This window comes from Providencia sp. PROV269, assembly GCF_028477785.1.
GTDB classification, from domain to species: Bacteria; Pseudomonadota; Gammaproteobacteria; order Enterobacterales; family Enterobacteriaceae; genus Providencia; species Providencia rettgeri.
This window is the reverse complement of record NZ_JAMPLV010000002.1, coordinates 523,174-538,871: the sequence shown is the minus strand read 5'-3', so window position 1 is coordinate 538,871 and position 15,698 is coordinate 523,174. Positions and strand designations below refer to the sequence as shown.

Genomic DNA, 15,698 nt, shown 5'->3' with positions numbered 1-15,698 from the left:
TCACTATGCCTCCTGCTTTTTCAGGAATAAAACACTTAGCCCAATAACCAGTGGTACGGTGATCAGTAATGGAATAAATGATGACTGTAAATCAAATAAATTTAACCCCTTAGAGAAGGTTCCTCGCGTGATAGTCAAAAAATGTGATGTTGGATAAACCATCCCAACCCAGCGGCCAATACCTTCCAATGATGAGACAGGGTCAATCATTCCTGAAAACTGAGTTGCTGGTATCAATGTGATGATAGAAGTACCAAAAATTGCTGCGATTTGGCTTTTCATAAAGCATGAAATTAGCAGCCCCATACCTGTTGCAATACTGATATACAGAAATGCTGCCAGCGTTAATGTCAGAAAACTACCTTTGAATTCAACACCAAATATATACACTGATAATATGCAAAGTAATACAAAGTTAAACATGCCTAATAGAATATAAGGGAGCTGTTTTCCAAGTAAAAATTCTAATTTGGTGATCGGGGTGACATAAAGATTGATAATCGAACCAAGTTCTTTTTCTCGAACAACACTTAACGCACTCAGCATGGCGGGTATCATCATTAATAATAATGGAATAACCGCGGGAACAATCGCCGGCAAACTGCGAACATCTGGGTTATAACGATATCGAGTTTCAATGTCGATAGCGGGCATACCAGCAACACCTACGGGTTGACGAGCAGCCATCGTACTTAGCCATGCTAAGTGCATTGCTTGTACATAGCCACGCACAGTTTCAGCACGGTTTGGCATGGCACCATCAATCCACACGCCAATTTTGACGTTATTACCACGAGCGATATCCCTAGCAAAATTAGGTGGAATTTCAATCGCAACAGTAACATCACCGCTACGCATTTTTGCCTCTAAGTCATCATAATCTTTAATTGGTGGTTGTTCGATAAAGTAACGTGAGCCTGCTAAGTTCAGAGTATATCCCTGACTTAGCCCTGTTTGGTCGCGATCGAGTACTGAAAAACGTAAATTTTCTACATCCATACTAATACCGTAACCCATGATAAACATAAGAATTACAGTTCCCAATAACGCCAATGTAGAACGGACAGGATCTCGACGCAATTCCATGCCTTCCCGGATGGAATAACTAAATAACCGACGTAAACTAAAGCGTTTTTTCAACGCTTCAGTCGCTTGTTCTTTCAGTTCAGGGTCAACATGGAACTCAGGCGCAGTTTCTTGCCCTTGCCCTGCATCACCTACCGCATCTTGCAAATAAGCAATAAAAGTTTCTTCTAACGTCGCTAATCCGCGTTTTTTGGTTAAGTTTGCAGGCGTATCACAATCAAGTACCTTTCCTGCATGCATTAATGAAATCCGGTCACAGCGTTCGGCTTCATTCATAAAGTGAGTTGAGATAAAAATTGTGACGCCGTCACGCCTTGATAAATCGACCATTAAATTCCAGAACATATCTCTGGCAACAGGGTCCACTCCTGACGTTGGCTCATCGAGGATTAACATTTCAGGTTCATGAATAACAGCGACAGCTAAAGATAACCGTTGACGAATTCCTAAAGGCAAATCATCAGGCATAGTACCCCTGACTTCCTCGAGTTCAAATCGTTGACACATATCATCAATGCGTTGTGCGATTTTTTCTTCTGGAATATGAAAGAGTTTTGCATGCAGTTCAAGGTTTTGCTCAACACTGAGTTCACTATATAACGAGAAAGCTTGCGACATATAACCGACGCGTTTGCGTGTTTCGATATCCTTCGGATCAATTTCTTGACCAAATAGCCATGCCTGCCCTTCACTGGCTTGAAGTAGGCCTGTCAGCATTTTCATGGTAGTGGATTTACCACAACCATTGGAGCCTAAGAAGCCAAAGATTTCCCCTTTAGGGATTTTAAAATTAACGTGGTCAACGGCGACGAAGTTACCAAAACGCATGGTTAAGTCTTGCGCTTCAATGGCAATAACATTGTCTTTTGATGTATCACGTGGCGGGATAACCACTTTTTTGTGTCCACTACGCTTTTCTTCTGGTAGTAATTGAATAAACGCAGCTTCAAGGTCATCACATTGCGTCTGTGCTTTTAATTCAGATGCATGGCCAGTGGCAAGCACCTTGCCATCATCCATTGCCACTAACCAATCAAAACGTTCGGCTTCTTCCATGTAAGCTGTTGCGACCAAAACACTCATATTGGTTTGTCGCAAACGAATACGATCGATTAAATCCCAAAATTGTGCACGAGATAACGGGTCAACCCCAGTGGTAGGTTCATCTAAAATTAATAAATCGGGATCATGAATTAACGCACAGCATAATCCCAACTTTTGTTTCATGCCTCCTGATAATTTGCCAGCAGGACGGTCTTTAAAGGGTGCAAGCCCTGTACTTTCAAGTAAATCTTGAATGCGATATTCACGCTCAGCTTTTGATTGGCCAAATAAACGCCCAAAAAAATCGACGTTTTCATAAACAGATAATGTATGGTAGAGATTCTTCCCTAAACCTTGTGGCATATAAGCGATGCGAGGGCAAACAGCTCGGCGGTGTTCAATGTCATTCATATCACCATCAAGTACCGTTATTTGGCCTTCTTGAATCACTCTTGCCCCCGCGATCAGAGAAATCAAGCTTGATTTTCCTACACCATCTGGACCAATCAACCCAACCATTTTTCTTGCTGGGATGGAAAGTACAATGTCATCCAACGCACAATTATCACCATAATGCTGGCTGACATGCTGTATATCGATAATCACATCATCCATCAGTCTATTGGTCATTGTGGTAATCTCACCTCAAGTTCAGCAGGCCAAGATTCATTCGGATCCAAACGTACATACGCTTTACCAGGTAAACCTGTTTTGACATATTCTAAGTGTTGCTCTAATAACTCAGGGGAAATACGCGCACGTACTCTGAACATCAATTTTAAGCGTTCATTTTGTGTTTCTACGGTTTTGGGTGTGAATTGTGCAACACTTGCCACGAACGTGGTTTTTGCTGGGATCACGATGTTTGGTGCAGCATCAAGGATAATGTGAACATCACTGCCTAAGGCAACTTTACCTGCATCTTCAGTCGGTAAGAAAAAGGTCATATACACATCACTTAAATCGACCATATTCAAGACCCGCCCACCAGCGCCAAGTACCTCTCCAGGCTCAGCGACACGGTATTGAATACGCCCGTTTCTTGGTGCTTTTAGAATACTGTCATCTAAGTCCGCAATAATGCGACGTTCCGTTGCTGTCGCTGCATCAACACGGTTTTTCGCTTGGACAATACCGGCGCTTGCAGAATCAATCGCTGATGTCGCGGCGGCAACTTGCGCTTTTGACGCCTCCAGTGCTGCGCGAGCACCTTGCATCTGCGCTGTATCGTCATCGACTTGTTGTTGAGAAACAGCGTTGGTTCTTACCAAAGCTCTAGAGCGATTTAATCGTTTCTGTGCGGCGTCTAATTCCGCTTCACGTTGGCGAACAACCGCTTGAGCGGCAACTTTTTCACTTTTTCGTTGGGCTAAAGCAGATTCGGCTGTTGTCACTGCACTAATCGCTTGGCGTAACTGGGCTTGTACTTCATGAAGCTGCTCTTGGAGCGCTCGTGTATCCATACGAGCAAGTTCTTGCCCTTCTTTAACAAAATCGCCTTCTTTTACATTAATCGTTTCAATGCGCCCTGCAGTCTTAGTCGCAATATCAATTTCCGTTGCTTCTATACGGCCATTACTTTGTGCAAATCCAGCAGGTAGCCCACCTGAATTAACATTCCAGTAATAAAAACCACCCGCAACAATAATTATTATTAAAATGATGTAAAAAGATATTTTTTGCTTATTTATTTTCATACCATCCCTTTCCATTAAATGAGAAAACAAGGAACAACAATTATTTTGATTATTAACCTGGTAAATATTAATAAAACGATATAACTGTCCTATATGCTAAATAAATACAACTAAGACAAAAGTAATAATTTTTTATTTTTTAACTATGTTAGTACGTGTAAACACAGTTATTAAATTAGCTATCTATCTAATTTAATAACATTTTATCAGCATTTAAGTTAAGTGAAGTTGCCTTGTGTCACAAAAAGGTAGAATAGACAGATAAAAACAATAATAAGGCATTAATTGTATACATTTAATTCAATATATAAAAAATAAAGCCAGTCAATTAGTTTACTGGCTTTATTAATAACATTTGATTTGAATAAATATTAGCAAGCAAATTCAGCTATCGTTTTTTCGTCCATGCGGTAACGAACCCACTCATCCTGTGGTTGCGCACCTATACTTTTATAGAAATCAATCGCTGGCTGATTCCAATCAAGAACGCTCCATTCCAGACGCTGGCATTTTCGATCTACGGCCAATTTTGCAATATGTTTCAATAGTTTTTTTCCGGCTCCTGCCCCTCTATAATTAGGGGATACATATAAATCCTCTAAATAAATGCCACTATTACCTAACCATGTTGAATAACTTGTAAAGAATACGGCATACCCTGCTGGCTGCCCATCGACATAACAAATCAATGCTTCAGTGCTTGAATTTTCATCGAATAAGGAATTTTCGATATCAGCAACTGTAGCTTTCACTTCATGACGTGCTTTTTCGTAATCCGCAAGTTCAATGATCATATCTAATATCAAAGCGGCATCTTGGTGGGTTGCTGACTTTATTTCTACGTTCATGTGGGGCTCTCTTAGCTTTTGAATCCTAATTTTAAACGCTACCAACGAAGAACCCAATTCACAGCAGTATTATTCATTTCTTCGTGCATGATATAAGTATCATTTATATCTGTGGATATACTTAATTTAACAATAATAATCAAACAACGCATTTCTGGACATTGTTTGCCAAAGACTATGTTTGCTATGATTATCTCATGGATTAACTTAACAAATATTAAGGAGGCTAATCTATGCTGTTGTGTGATCTTATTGAATACTCACACTTCTTTGGTAATCGCCAGAGCTCAGGCTTTCACAGTTTTATACTGCGATAACCCTGCCTGAGCGAAGCCACTAAAGAAAATCTTCCCTCAGCTTACTGGGTTGTCGTGACGACTATGCCCTGGCATTTTTATGCCTAAAATTTGAGTAAGCTATGAGCACTTTATTAACTGTAAAATCACTAAATTACGATACTTCAACCTCGACTTTATTGAATGATATCTCTTTTACCGTTCAACAAGGCGACCGTATTGGTTTAATTGGCCATAACGGAAGCGGAAAAAGTACATTATTGAAGCTAATAACCCAGCAATTGTCCCCTAATAATGGCAGTATTACTTATGCGAACCACTGTGTTACTGCTTATATTGAACAACATTTACCCGATGATATTGCTTCCTTAACACTCCTTGATGCACTGGTTCAAAAATTACCTGAACAAGACAAAGTCACTGAACGCTGGCGGGCTGAAGTTTTATTATCAGAATTAGGTTTTACACCTGAACAGTGGGAACAAAAAGCTTATGCCATCAGTGGAGGGCAACATACTCGTTTGCTTCTAGGTCGTGCTTTAATTGAGCAGCCCGATTTACTACTACTTGATGAACCAAGTAATCATTTAGATTTACCCACACTTATTTGGTTAGGTAATTTCTTACAGTCATGGAAAGGCAGTTTCGTACTCGTGTCTCATGACCAGTCATTATTAGATAAGGTGAGTAACTGCACTTGGATTTTACGAGATAAATCACTGCATTTTTATCGGTTACCTTGCAGTGCAGCACGGCAAGCATTGAGTGAAAAAGACATTACTGATGCACGTCGTAATCAAGCCGAGCAAAAAGAAATTGACCGTATTGCATCAAGTGCCAAGCGCTTAGCTATTTGGGGGCATGTGTATGACAATGAAGCCTTATCACGCAAAGCCAAGCAGATGGAAAAACATATTGATCGGCTTAAAGATGCCCAAACTGAGTTAACTGAAGGCTATCAATGGAAGCTTGCTTTAAATGGCAAAGCGATTCCTGCAGATAGAGTTTTGGAGTTGGAAAACACTGTTGTTTCAACACCGAATGGAAATCAGTTGTTTAAAACGGCATTTCATCAAGTGAAAAGTGGTGACCGTATCGCCATCATGGGCGCTAATGGCTGTGGTAAATCGACACTATTACGTCTACTTTGGCAATGTTATCAACAAGATTTGCGTTATAGCTCGCAATTGAAGTTTCACCCAGCAATCAGTGCTGGTTATTATGACCAACAATTAGAGCAGCTAAATGATAATGATAGCCTACTAGAGGCACTACGTCATTTTGCACCTTTAACCGATGAACAACGAAAAATGGCCTTGATTGGCGCTGGTTTTGCTTATTCACGCCATCAACAGAAAGTAGTAACACTGAGTGGTGGAGAACGCGCTAGGTTATTGTTTATTGGTTTAAGTTTAGCTCAGTACGAGTTGATTTTATTGGACGAACCTACCAATCACCTTGATCTAGAAGGCAAGGAAGCGCTTTGTGAACAAATTAGCTTATTTTCTGGAGCATTATTGGTTGTAAGCCATGATAGATGGCTCATTGAAAATAGCTGCCAACGCTTCTGGTTTATCGATGATAATCGGCTAGAGGAATACCTTAATGTTGATGATATTTATCATAAAATCGAGCTGCAATCCCAGTCATTATTAACGCCTACACTTGGGAGAGATGTCTCTGTTAAATCGGCGATTAAAATTCCTTGTGAGGAAGATGCGCATGAAGATGAGCTACTAGAAACATTACTGATATTAGAGCAAAAGTTACTTGCGGATCAAAAACGCAAACTAAGCCACCAAAAGCCACAGTTACAACAACAGTGGATAAATGAAATAGCCCAAATACACGCTAAATTGGGCTTATAACCGATACCCCCTGATGACGCTAAGTGATCAGGGGGCCTTCTCAATAAGTCGTATACTGATATAGGATGATAGTTACAGTTTACAAAATAATTATATGTACCCTAAAATTTACCTTATTGACGAAATAATAGAAAATTGAGTACTGTTATTCATCAATAATGAAAATAATTGCATTTATTCTTTATGCCTTTCGTATGAATAAAGATTTTGTAAACTATCCAAATTATTATTTTATTTTTTGTTTTTTAGCTCGCTTAAAATATGACGTTGGGACATTGGGGCAAACAACCTCTTTAAATTTAACATCTTTATTCGTATTCACAGGCGGTTCATTTTCAGAAGTAACCGGGTCGTTGCTCTGTGGTATTTTGCTTGTTTCTTTCATATATAAATGCTCTTTTGCTTGTATAATATCATTCGTTTTAGCCATTTGATTTTCCCTCTGCCACTAACACCGCATTAACTTGCTCAATTCGTTCCACTGCGCGGTTAATGATCTCAACGACTCTTGTTGTCTCTTCTTTTGTCAACTGTTGTATCACGATTTGGTGTCTCAACAATGACTTAAATTTATCTACAGCACATTCAATTTCATTAGCAAATTGATTACCTGCTTTTAATTCCTGTGCATATTTTAATTTTAGTTGAACTTCTGCCAATATTTCAGCTTTGAGTAATAAAAAACAGCGACCTTCTGGAGTAATCACATAACACTTGCGCCCTTTTCCATTATCTTTACCCGCTGAAATAAACCCTAACTCTTCTAATAACGTTAGAGTCGGATAAATTACACCCGGACTTGGACAATAAAAACCTGCCGTTTCTTCTGCAATTTTTTTTATTAACTCATAACCATAATTAATTCCCCCCGTCAGTAAATGTAGGATATAAATCCTTAACTGTTTAGGGTTAAACATACGACTGACACTTTTACCGTTACACAAACACGGGTCTAGTTGTTGTTCACTGGCCATTAAAATTCTCAGGGTTATTTACTCTAAAACCGATATATCTAACATAATAGTTACTTTTACAGAAAATGCCAGCTTTAGATATATCTGTTTTTGTGCATAACGTGCTAATGATAATCATTCTTATATGGATTATACCGACTAAATGTCGATACAACAGTAAAAAATGTGCGGTAAATTGTCTAACTGAGTAAATTATGCCGTAAATTTGAGAAAGGCTTTAAGGAAAGGAACAAGCCAGCTATCAAAAGACAGCTGGCAAGTAAACGGTTTATTAGCCAATATTAGGTAATATGTTGAAAACAATCCCTAACTGAACACCAATAACTATAATGCCACAAATAAATACCAATGATAGACCTAATCCACCACCCAATACTTGATATTTCTGTGGGTTCAATGCCCTTGATTTAAATGCCATTGCACTAGGTAGTAATAAAGCTAGTATTGAAAGTGCAATTGCGGCATACCCTAATGCCATCACAAACCCTTTAGGATAAAATAAAGCAAAAACTAGCGGTGGTCCAAAGGTTAGTAAACCTGTTTGTAGACGCCCTGAAGCATTATCTTGACGTTTAAATAAGTCTGCTAAAAAGTCAAATAACCCTAAAGCAACCCCAAGGAAAGATGTCGCTAGAGCCAAGCTCATGAACATTTGTGCAATTAACTCTGTTTTTCCTGATTGAGCCACATCCTTAATTGCATCTAATAGTCCATTAAGCCCTGCGTTTTCAGCTAAAATACCAACGAACGTGGTTGTACCAATACTCCCTAAGGTTGCGATTTGCCATAAAATATAAGCAATCAATGGGATAGCACTTCCGATGATAAAAATAACCCGCAGTTTTTTGACATCCCCTCCCATGTATTTAACGATACTTGGGACGCTACCATGAAAACCAAATGAGGTAAAAAATACCGGTATCGCAGATAAAATGAGAACTTTTTCAGTTGGCGCAGCCAATAAATTTTGTTGCTCAACATGCGGTATCATTAATGCCAATATAATGACTAGGAAAACAATTTTTGCAGCAAATAAAATACGGTTGATAAAATCTACGGATGAAGTCCCGAAACATACAACGCCACCGCCAATGACGGTAAATACAACAATTCCCATCCAATCGGCCATTTCAATGGCAAAACTACTTTTTAAATTTGAAGTAATGATTTCCCCTGCACCACTGACATAAGCCGCTGTCAGTGCATACATAAGGAACATCATACTGAAACCCGTAATAAATTTGCCACTAGACCCTAAATACCGCTGCGCAACACTACCAATCCCCGTTTCGTGGGATTCATGTTGATAAACCTCGACCAAAAGCAATGCTGTGTAACACATCAATGCCCATAACACTAATAACATAGCCAAGCTAACTAAAAACCCATTACCCGCAGCCGCGATAGGCATAGCTAACATACCTGCGCCAATCGTAGTACCTGCAACAATAAATACACTACCAAGTGTGCGATTTTTCATATTGAGATCCTAACAATCAATTAAATATTAATTTTATAATTGGAATGATTTGACTTATTTTCTTCATTAATGAGTTGTTGCAGTTTATCTTCAAAGATATTTTTTAACTCCGCCCAATAGGTTTCAAAATGTGCCCTATCACGCAAGCAATGCGTCATGATCGCTGCCCGTAGTACATAAATTGACCGCACTTTATGCCATTCGTTATCAGAGAACTGTGCATCTCGACATAAATTCAATGGATTATCACCATATTCGTCATAAGTTAGCGAAGTTGATGAGGTGAGAAAATCATTAGAATAACTCCGACCAGCTGCATAAGAGCATAATTCATATAGCCGCTTATTGAGCTGATTTTGCTTTTCTAAAGAGGTGTTTCCGATTTCACGAAACATAAAGTTAATCATATGAAAATCAGGCGTAGGCATCGCTATAATTGAAAATTGACGCTCATCAATAATGAAAGGCTCACATTGATTAATTTTGTCAATCATCCAATTAGCTGTGATGATCCCTGCGGCAATCACTTTTCCATACCCTAAAACATTTAATGGGACTAAGCGGTGTGCAGCCCATACCGCTGCGGCGGTTGCGCCCGCTTTTGATCCTTCCATGATGGAAGAGCCAAGTAATACATTTTGCGTTTTTTCTGCTTTACGCTGTTTTTCTTGCACTTCTTCAAATACATAAGCGGCATGGTAAGAAACCAAATCTACAATCCGCTTATCTTTCATACAAATTGCCCCCGCCGCATACGGAATAAACCCCACTTTATGAGGGTCAACGGTAATAGAATCAGCTTGGCTTAATGCTTTAAAACTTTCATACACATCGCGTTTTGGCCACACCATATTTTCAGGGAAAATTCCTTCACTATGATACCGTTGGATTAAATTCTCATACTCCATAAATTGATTTTCTTCATCACGAAACATCGCACAAGCGTATCCCGCATAAGCAGCATCGATATGCACATAAAAAGAAACACCAAAACGTTGCTCACATTCACGTCGTAGCTCAATGACTTCTTTGACATTGTCAATTGCGCCAGTTTCTGTGGTTCCCATAACGGCAACGACTGCTAAAATAGGTTCTTCTTGCTCAATCAATGCAAATACGGTTTCACGCATTTTACACACATCCGTTCGATAACTTGCATCAACGGGTAGTTGCACAATATTCTGTTGGCCTAAACCAAGAATATCCATCGCTTTCATCCATGAATAGTGTTTAGACTGAGGAACCAATAACTTACCGAGTTTTCCTTGCTCTATTCCAACGCCACGACAGGTCAGATCACGAATTTCTTCAAAAATTTGCTGTTTCTTTAATTCGTCAATTAAATCTAGAACTGTAGGCACTGAAAGATTGAGCAACTCTTTTTCGGTTTTCCCCTTTAGTAGGTATTGGGATTTTGGATGCTGCATAATCGCCAACGGTAGTGTTTTAATATTTCTAGCTACCCATAATCCTTCATAGTTAGCTACTGTCCCACCTGATGTAATATGCCCCCAAGCATGTTGTACGTCATAACCAAACATGGCACATAAATCTAATCCGGCCTCTATTTCTAAAACGGTTGTCGTCGGAGAAGATTCTTGTGCACAATTATTAGGGTTGTACATCATCGCCATAACATAAGCTAAATTAGAAATCATCAGCGTATCTGCATTCATATGGCCCATATAACGTGGAGAGAACCATGGAACTGATGTTGTTTTTAATTTTGAAGAGAGTTGATTAAGAATACCTTCTGTACGATATAACGTATCTCGGTATTCAGGGGCATAGCGGTCAACGGTAGAGATAAGATCAGGGTCTTCTGGATGATAGCTAGAGCGCCAATGCATGTGTTCACTCACTGAATATTCCATCATTTCTTTGAAAAAGACAGCATTTTCAGATTTAGGGCCTAAAAACAATGCATCTACATTCATCTTTGCATTTTTAAAATTATTCATCATTACTACACCTTCAAACTGCAATTAGCAGCCGCTAGTTGCATTTAAGTCACTTAACTTAATATCATTGGAAAGTGCATAACGGGCTGTGTTTATATAAAAGATATCAATATATTAATGATATACATTTAAAAATATCATTTAAGGATTACTTATTGATAAACAAACCGTTAATGGCCAACTTGTTTATAGATATAATCTATTTTTATTAAATTATTAACAAACCAATTGGAATTTCATTCTAATTTGTGGACGAGCACAAAAAATCAAAATTTAGTTAACTGTAAAGAGATATTTACGCTAAAAAGACTTGATTATGTAAATTATTTGTTATAAATGGACTGGTTTTTACTATTATAAATATATCGTAATACAACAATAAAAACCAGAATGAAAAATTCTATTTAATTGTTTATTAGGACTATTTTACCAACAAGATCACCTGATTCCATATATTCATGAGCTTCTTTTACTTGGTCTAAAGGATAGCATTTGTTAATAACAGGTTTAATTTCACCTTTTTGTAACATCCCCCAAACTTGTTCTTTGAGCTCTTGTGCGATCAAAACTTTTTCTTCAATAGTTCGAGAACGCATTGTTGATCCCGTATGAGTTAATCTTTTTACCATTAAAGGCATCATATTTAACTCTTTAGGGTTACCTTTCATCATCCCAATCTGGATAATGCGCCCAAACTTAGCAGCAACTTGATAATTTTTTGCAACATAATCGCCACCGATAATATCCACGACCATATCTACACCTCGAGAGGAGGTATAATTGAGCGTAGCCTCAACAAAATCATCTTTTCTATAGTTAACAGCACAATCTGCACCTAACGATTTTGCAACTTCAGCCTTATCCTCAGAACCAACAGTGGTAATCACTGTTGCACCAAACGCTTTCGCTAACATAATCGCCACACTACCAATACCCGATGTTCCCCCGTGAATAAGTACTGTTTCGTCTTTTTTTAACTTGCCGATTTGAAAAACGTTTGCCCAAACAGTAAAAAAGTTTTCAGGTATTGCCGCCCCCTCGATAAAAGATAAATTCCCTAACGGTAAGGCGATGTGCTTATGCACTAGACAATATTCCGCATAACCGCCCCCAGCAACCAGCCCACAAACTTTATCACCTAGCTGCCATTCCGCTACATCATCCGCCTTGCCTACAATAGTTCCTGCAATTTCAAGCCCCATAATCGGTGAAGCACCAGCCGGTGGAGGATAAGATCCCTTACGCTGAAAAATATCAGGACGATTAACGCCCGCAGCTTCCACCTTAACAAGTAAATACCCTGCAGAAATTCTAGGTAACGGTTTATCAATTAATCGCAGCTTTTCTGACCCACCAGGTTCTATAATGTCAACAACTGTCATCGAAGTGGGTAAAGACTGTTGAGTAAGTGTCATTATAATCTCCTTATTGAGGTTAATTTGAAAAATTGATATTCATAAATTTATTTTCGTGTTAAATTAATGCTAATTAGTTTAATATTTCGTGCTCAAGCACTATAATTTTAAGTATTAATTACAATGGTGATATCTGTCATCTTTTTATCGTTTAGAGGGTGAAATTTAATCTATATCAAATTTTATATTTAGTAATCTTCTTTAATTTAGCATTAATATCTAAATTCACTAATTTCTTCCATGTTCTCTGATTGGCTTTTTTGTTTATTAAGTCGATTCTGTCATACATTACTACTTACCAGTTGCATTATCTTATGTTAAAATTGACTCATATCAATAATTTTAACTTGATTGAGCCTTAAATATGATCCCAGAAAAAAGAGTTGTTCGTCGCATCCAGTCTGGTGGTTGTGCTATTCATTGCCAGGACTGCAGTATTAGCCAACTTTGCATTCCTTTTACGCTGAATGAACATGAACTGGATCAACTTGATAATATCATCGAACGCAAGAAACCAATTCAAAAAGGCCAAGCTTTGTTTAAAGCAGGCGATGAGTTGCGTTCATTATATGCCATCCGCTCTGGTACAATAAAAAGCTATACAATAACCGAAGAAGGCGATGAGCAAATTACCGGTTTTCATTTAGCTGGAGACCTTGTTGGTTTTGACGCCATCATTCATACACAGCACCCAAGTTTTGCACAAGCACTTGAAACATCAATGGTTTGTGAAATACCTTTTGAAACATTAGATGATTTATCAGGCAAAATGCCTAATTTACGTCAGCAAATTATGCGTTTAATGAGCGGTGAAATTAAAGGTGACCAAGAAATGATCCTTTTATTATCTAAGAAAAATGCGGAAGAACGTTTAGCTGCATTTATTCTTAACCTCTCACACCGCTTTGCAGAACGCGGTTTTTCACCAAGAGAATTTAGATTGACCATGACTCGTGGAGATATTGGTAACTATCTTGGATTAACTGTTGAAACCATCAGCCGTTTATTAGGCCGCTTTCAAAAAAGTGGCATGCTGAGTGTTAAAGGTAAGTATATCACCATCGAAGATATGGCTAAACTGACTGATATTGCTGGTAAAGTTTCCGCAATTACATGCTAATATCCCTAAACGGATCACGTTATCAGTGATCCGTTTTCATTTTTTTCCCTAGATTTCTTGCCTATTTAATCTCAATATCATAGTTTATCTATATGGAAATATCCGTGTATCGAGAGGATTTCAATATGGCAAACTATAAAAATCTGCTAGTTGCAATTGACCCAAATCAGGATGATCAACCTGCATTAAGACGTGCTGTCTACATCGTGCAGCGTAATGGTGGACGGATAAAAGCGTTTTTGCCTATCTACGACCTTTCCTATGACATGACAACATTACTGTCCCCTGAAGAGCGTAATGCCATGCGTAAAGGTGTAATAAGCCAAAAAGCAGCGTGGATCAAACAACAAGCTCATTTCTATCTTGAAGCAGGCATTGATATTGAAATTAAAGTTATTTGGCACAACAAGCCATATGAGGCCATTATTCAGGAAGTTATCAGTGGTGAACATGACTTATTACTGAAAATGGCACATCAAACCGATAATTTCGAGTCAATTATTTTTACCCCGTTAGACTGGCATTTACTCCGAAAATGCCCTGCTCCTGTCTGGATGGTGAAAGATAAAGTATGGCCAGACCACGGTTCCGTGGTTGTTGCCGTTAATTTATCAAATGAGGAATCTTATCACGATGACCTCAATATTAAATTGGTCGAAAAAACAAAAGACTTAGCAACACGCATTATTAAAGAACAGGAAATTCATTTAGTAAGCGCATATCCTGTTGCGCCAATGAATATTGCCATAGAGTTGCCCGATTTCGACCCGAGCTTATATAACAACGCACTACGTGGCCAACATTTAATTGCGATGAAAGAGCTACGGCAAAAATTTGGGATTGATGAAAAGTACACCCATGTCCGTGAAGGCCTACCTGAAAAAATTATTCCTGACATGTGTGAAGAATTACATGCGGGGGTTGTGGTGCTGGGTATTTTAGGCCGTACAGGGATTTCAGCGGCCTTTTTGGGGAATACCGCAGAGCATGTCATCGATAAGCTAAAATGTGATTTATTAGCGATTAAACCTGACGGCTTTGTCTGCCCTATCACCCCTGCTGATGAAGATTAATTAATCATTTAAAAATTGCTCCCCCTAATTCACTAACTAGGGGAGCAATTCAATCCTGATTCTGTTTATGTTGGCTGGAATTAAGTACTGGCCAAACCTGCATAGCATTAAAAATAACTTGATTCAGCCTCTCAAGTTCAATTCCGTCACACGCTTGGATGGTAAAACCATCAATTACCGTGATATAAAAATCAACGATAGCTTCAATCGGTGCATCTGGTGCAACATCGCCATCAGCAATACCTTTGCGCATACGCTCTAGTAGAATCTCTTGATAGCTCTTACGTTTTTCTTGAACGTTTAATTGCACATCTTCGATTTGCTTCGCCCCATTCATTGCCGCAGTAATCAACATACAACCTGCGGGTTTGTTTGGCTGAATTAGCCTTTTGGCGCTTTCGTACATCAGTAATTCAATCGCAATTTTCGCCGTTTTAGCTTGCTTTACGATAGACAAAATAGGGCAAGCTTCATTCATCAAATAATAATCAATACATTGATTAAACAACGATGCTTTATCACCAAAAGCACAGTAAAGACTAGGTGCGGTGATACCTAGCTCATGAGTTAAATCGCTAATTGAGGTTGCAACATAGCCATTTCGCCAAAAAAGTAACATGGCTTTAGCTAATGCATCTTGTTGGTCAAAGCCTTTAGGCCGCCCGCGTTTTATTTGATTCATCTTCTCACTTCACTCGCAGTCAACTCACGATGCCATAACTATTTTATAGTGGTCACTACAAAAATAATTGACAGCGCCTAAATTTGCATAAAGAATAGCACTATAATTTTATAGCGGTCACTATAAAATTATTTTTTTGTAAATAACTCAATTT

Annotated in this window: 12 protein-coding genes; 3 read left to right on the top strand and 9 right to left on the bottom strand. The window is 38.6% G+C overall.

The features are described 5' to 3' along the window. Positions 1-3 precede the first annotated feature (3 nt). From rbbA to PR683_RS03855, 3 genes are all read right to left on the bottom strand, one after another. Entirely contained in the window at positions 4-2,760 is a 2,757-nt protein-coding gene (gene rbbA, locus PR683_RS03865; protein ID WP_267750900.1) for a ribosome-associated ATPase/putative transporter RbbA, read from the bottom strand. Beyond that, positions 2,757-3,827: an HlyD family secretion protein gene (locus PR683_RS03860; RefSeq protein ID WP_004910790.1), complete on the bottom strand. Its 1,071-nt coding sequence runs from the start codon at positions 3,825-3,827 to the stop codon at positions 2,757-2,759. The genes rbbA and PR683_RS03860 overlap by 4 nt, the downstream gene beginning before the upstream one ends. Before the next feature lie 371 nt (positions 3,828-4,198). Continuing rightward, entirely contained in the window at positions 4,199-4,675 is a 477-nt protein-coding gene (locus PR683_RS03855; RefSeq protein ID WP_110731917.1) for a GNAT family N-acetyltransferase, read from the bottom strand. A gap of 418 nt (positions 4,676-5,093) precedes the next feature. Here PR683_RS03855 and PR683_RS03850 point away from each other — a divergent pair, with 418 nt between their 5' ends. Continuing rightward, positions 5,094-6,839 carry an ABC-F family ATP-binding cassette domain-containing protein gene (locus PR683_RS03850; RefSeq protein ID WP_272581678.1) on the top strand — a complete coding sequence of 582 codons (1,746 nt, stop codon included), beginning with the start codon at positions 5,094-5,096 and terminating at the stop codon, positions 6,837-6,839. A gap of 226 nt (positions 6,840-7,065) precedes the next feature. On the opposite strand, the gene PR683_RS03845 is transcribed toward PR683_RS03850, so the two are convergent. The 5 genes from PR683_RS03845 to PR683_RS03825 form a co-directional block, all read right to left on the bottom strand. Further along, complete coding sequence (locus tag PR683_RS03845) at positions 7,066-7,269, bottom strand: hypothetical protein (protein ID WP_004910787.1); 204 nt, start codon at positions 7,267-7,269, stop codon at positions 7,066-7,068. After that, a complete protein-coding gene (locus tag PR683_RS03840; protein ID WP_004910786.1) occupies positions 7,262-7,813 on the bottom strand; it encodes a PadR family transcriptional regulator in 552 nt (183 codons plus the stop codon). Before PR683_RS03840 ends, PR683_RS03845 begins: the two co-directional genes overlap by 8 nt. Before the next feature lie 271 nt (positions 7,814-8,084). Further along, positions 8,085-9,293, bottom strand: a complete 1,209-nt coding sequence (gene tyrP, locus PR683_RS03835; RefSeq protein WP_004910783.1) for a tyrosine transporter TyrP — start codon at positions 9,291-9,293, stop codon at positions 8,085-8,087. Between the two features lie 20 nt (positions 9,294-9,313). After that, a complete protein-coding gene (locus PR683_RS03830) occupies positions 9,314-11,254 on the bottom strand; it encodes a pyridoxal phosphate-dependent decarboxylase family protein (protein WP_198634963.1) in 1,941 nt (646 codons plus the stop codon). A 404-nt stretch (positions 11,255-11,658) separates the two neighbouring features. After that, entirely contained in the window at positions 11,659-12,669 is a 1,011-nt protein-coding gene (locus PR683_RS03825) for an NAD(P)H-quinone oxidoreductase (RefSeq protein WP_272581677.1), read from the bottom strand. 364 nt (positions 12,670-13,033) lie between these two features. Here PR683_RS03825 and PR683_RS03820 point away from each other — a divergent pair, with 364 nt between their 5' ends. Continuing rightward, positions 13,034-13,789 (top strand): FNR family transcription factor, encoded by a 756-nt coding sequence (locus PR683_RS03820; protein WP_004254821.1) that lies wholly within the window; start codon positions 13,034-13,036, stop codon positions 13,787-13,789. Between the two features lie 125 nt (positions 13,790-13,914). After that, complete coding sequence (uspE, locus tag PR683_RS03815) at positions 13,915-14,862, top strand: universal stress protein UspE (protein WP_004910778.1); 948 nt, start codon at positions 13,915-13,917, stop codon at positions 14,860-14,862. A 49-nt stretch (positions 14,863-14,911) separates the two neighbouring features. Here the strand turns inward: uspE and PR683_RS03810 are convergent, their stop codons facing one another. Beyond that, the gene (locus PR683_RS03810; protein ID WP_109912182.1) at positions 14,912-15,544 is read right to left on the bottom strand and encodes a TetR/AcrR family transcriptional regulator; all 633 of its coding nucleotides are present in this window, start codon (positions 15,542-15,544) and stop codon (positions 14,912-14,914) included. Positions 15,545-15,698: the final 154 nt, after the last annotated feature.

Excerpts from the sequence above, each read along its gene's own strand:
- rbbA (WP_267750900.1), bottom strand. The coding sequence starts at position 2,760 with ATGACCAATAGACTGATGGATGATGTGATTATCGATATACAGCATGTC.
- PR683_RS03860 (WP_004910790.1), bottom strand. The coding sequence starts at position 3,827 with ATGAAAATAAATAAGCAAAAAATATCTTTTTACATCATTTTAATAATA.
- PR683_RS03855 (WP_110731917.1), bottom strand. The coding sequence starts at position 4,675 with ATGAACGTAGAAATAAAGTCAGCAACCCACCAAGATGCCGCTTTGATA.
- PR683_RS03850 (WP_272581678.1), top strand. The coding sequence starts at position 5,094 with ATGAGCACTTTATTAACTGTAAAATCACTAAATTACGATACTTCAACC.
- PR683_RS03845 (WP_004910787.1), bottom strand. The coding sequence starts at position 7,269 with ATGGCTAAAACGAATGATATTATACAAGCAAAAGAGCATTTATATATG.
- PR683_RS03840 (WP_004910786.1), bottom strand. The coding sequence starts at position 7,813 with ATGGCCAGTGAACAACAACTAGACCCGTGTTTGTGTAACGGTAAAAGT.
- tyrP (WP_004910783.1), bottom strand. The coding sequence starts at position 9,293 with ATGAAAAATCGCACACTTGGTAGTGTATTTATTGTTGCAGGTACTACG.
- PR683_RS03830 (WP_198634963.1), bottom strand. The coding sequence starts at position 11,254 with ATGAATAATTTTAAAAATGCAAAGATGAATGTAGATGCATTGTTTTTA.
- PR683_RS03825 (WP_272581677.1), bottom strand. The coding sequence starts at position 12,669 with ATGACACTTACTCAACAGTCTTTACCCACTTCGATGACAGTTGTTGAC.
- PR683_RS03820 (WP_004254821.1), top strand. The coding sequence starts at position 13,034 with ATGATCCCAGAAAAAAGAGTTGTTCGTCGCATCCAGTCTGGTGGTTGT.
- uspE (WP_004910778.1), top strand. The coding sequence starts at position 13,915 with ATGGCAAACTATAAAAATCTGCTAGTTGCAATTGACCCAAATCAGGAT.
- PR683_RS03810 (WP_109912182.1), bottom strand. The coding sequence starts at position 15,544 with ATGAATCAAATAAAACGCGGGCGGCCTAAAGGCTTTGACCAACAAGAT.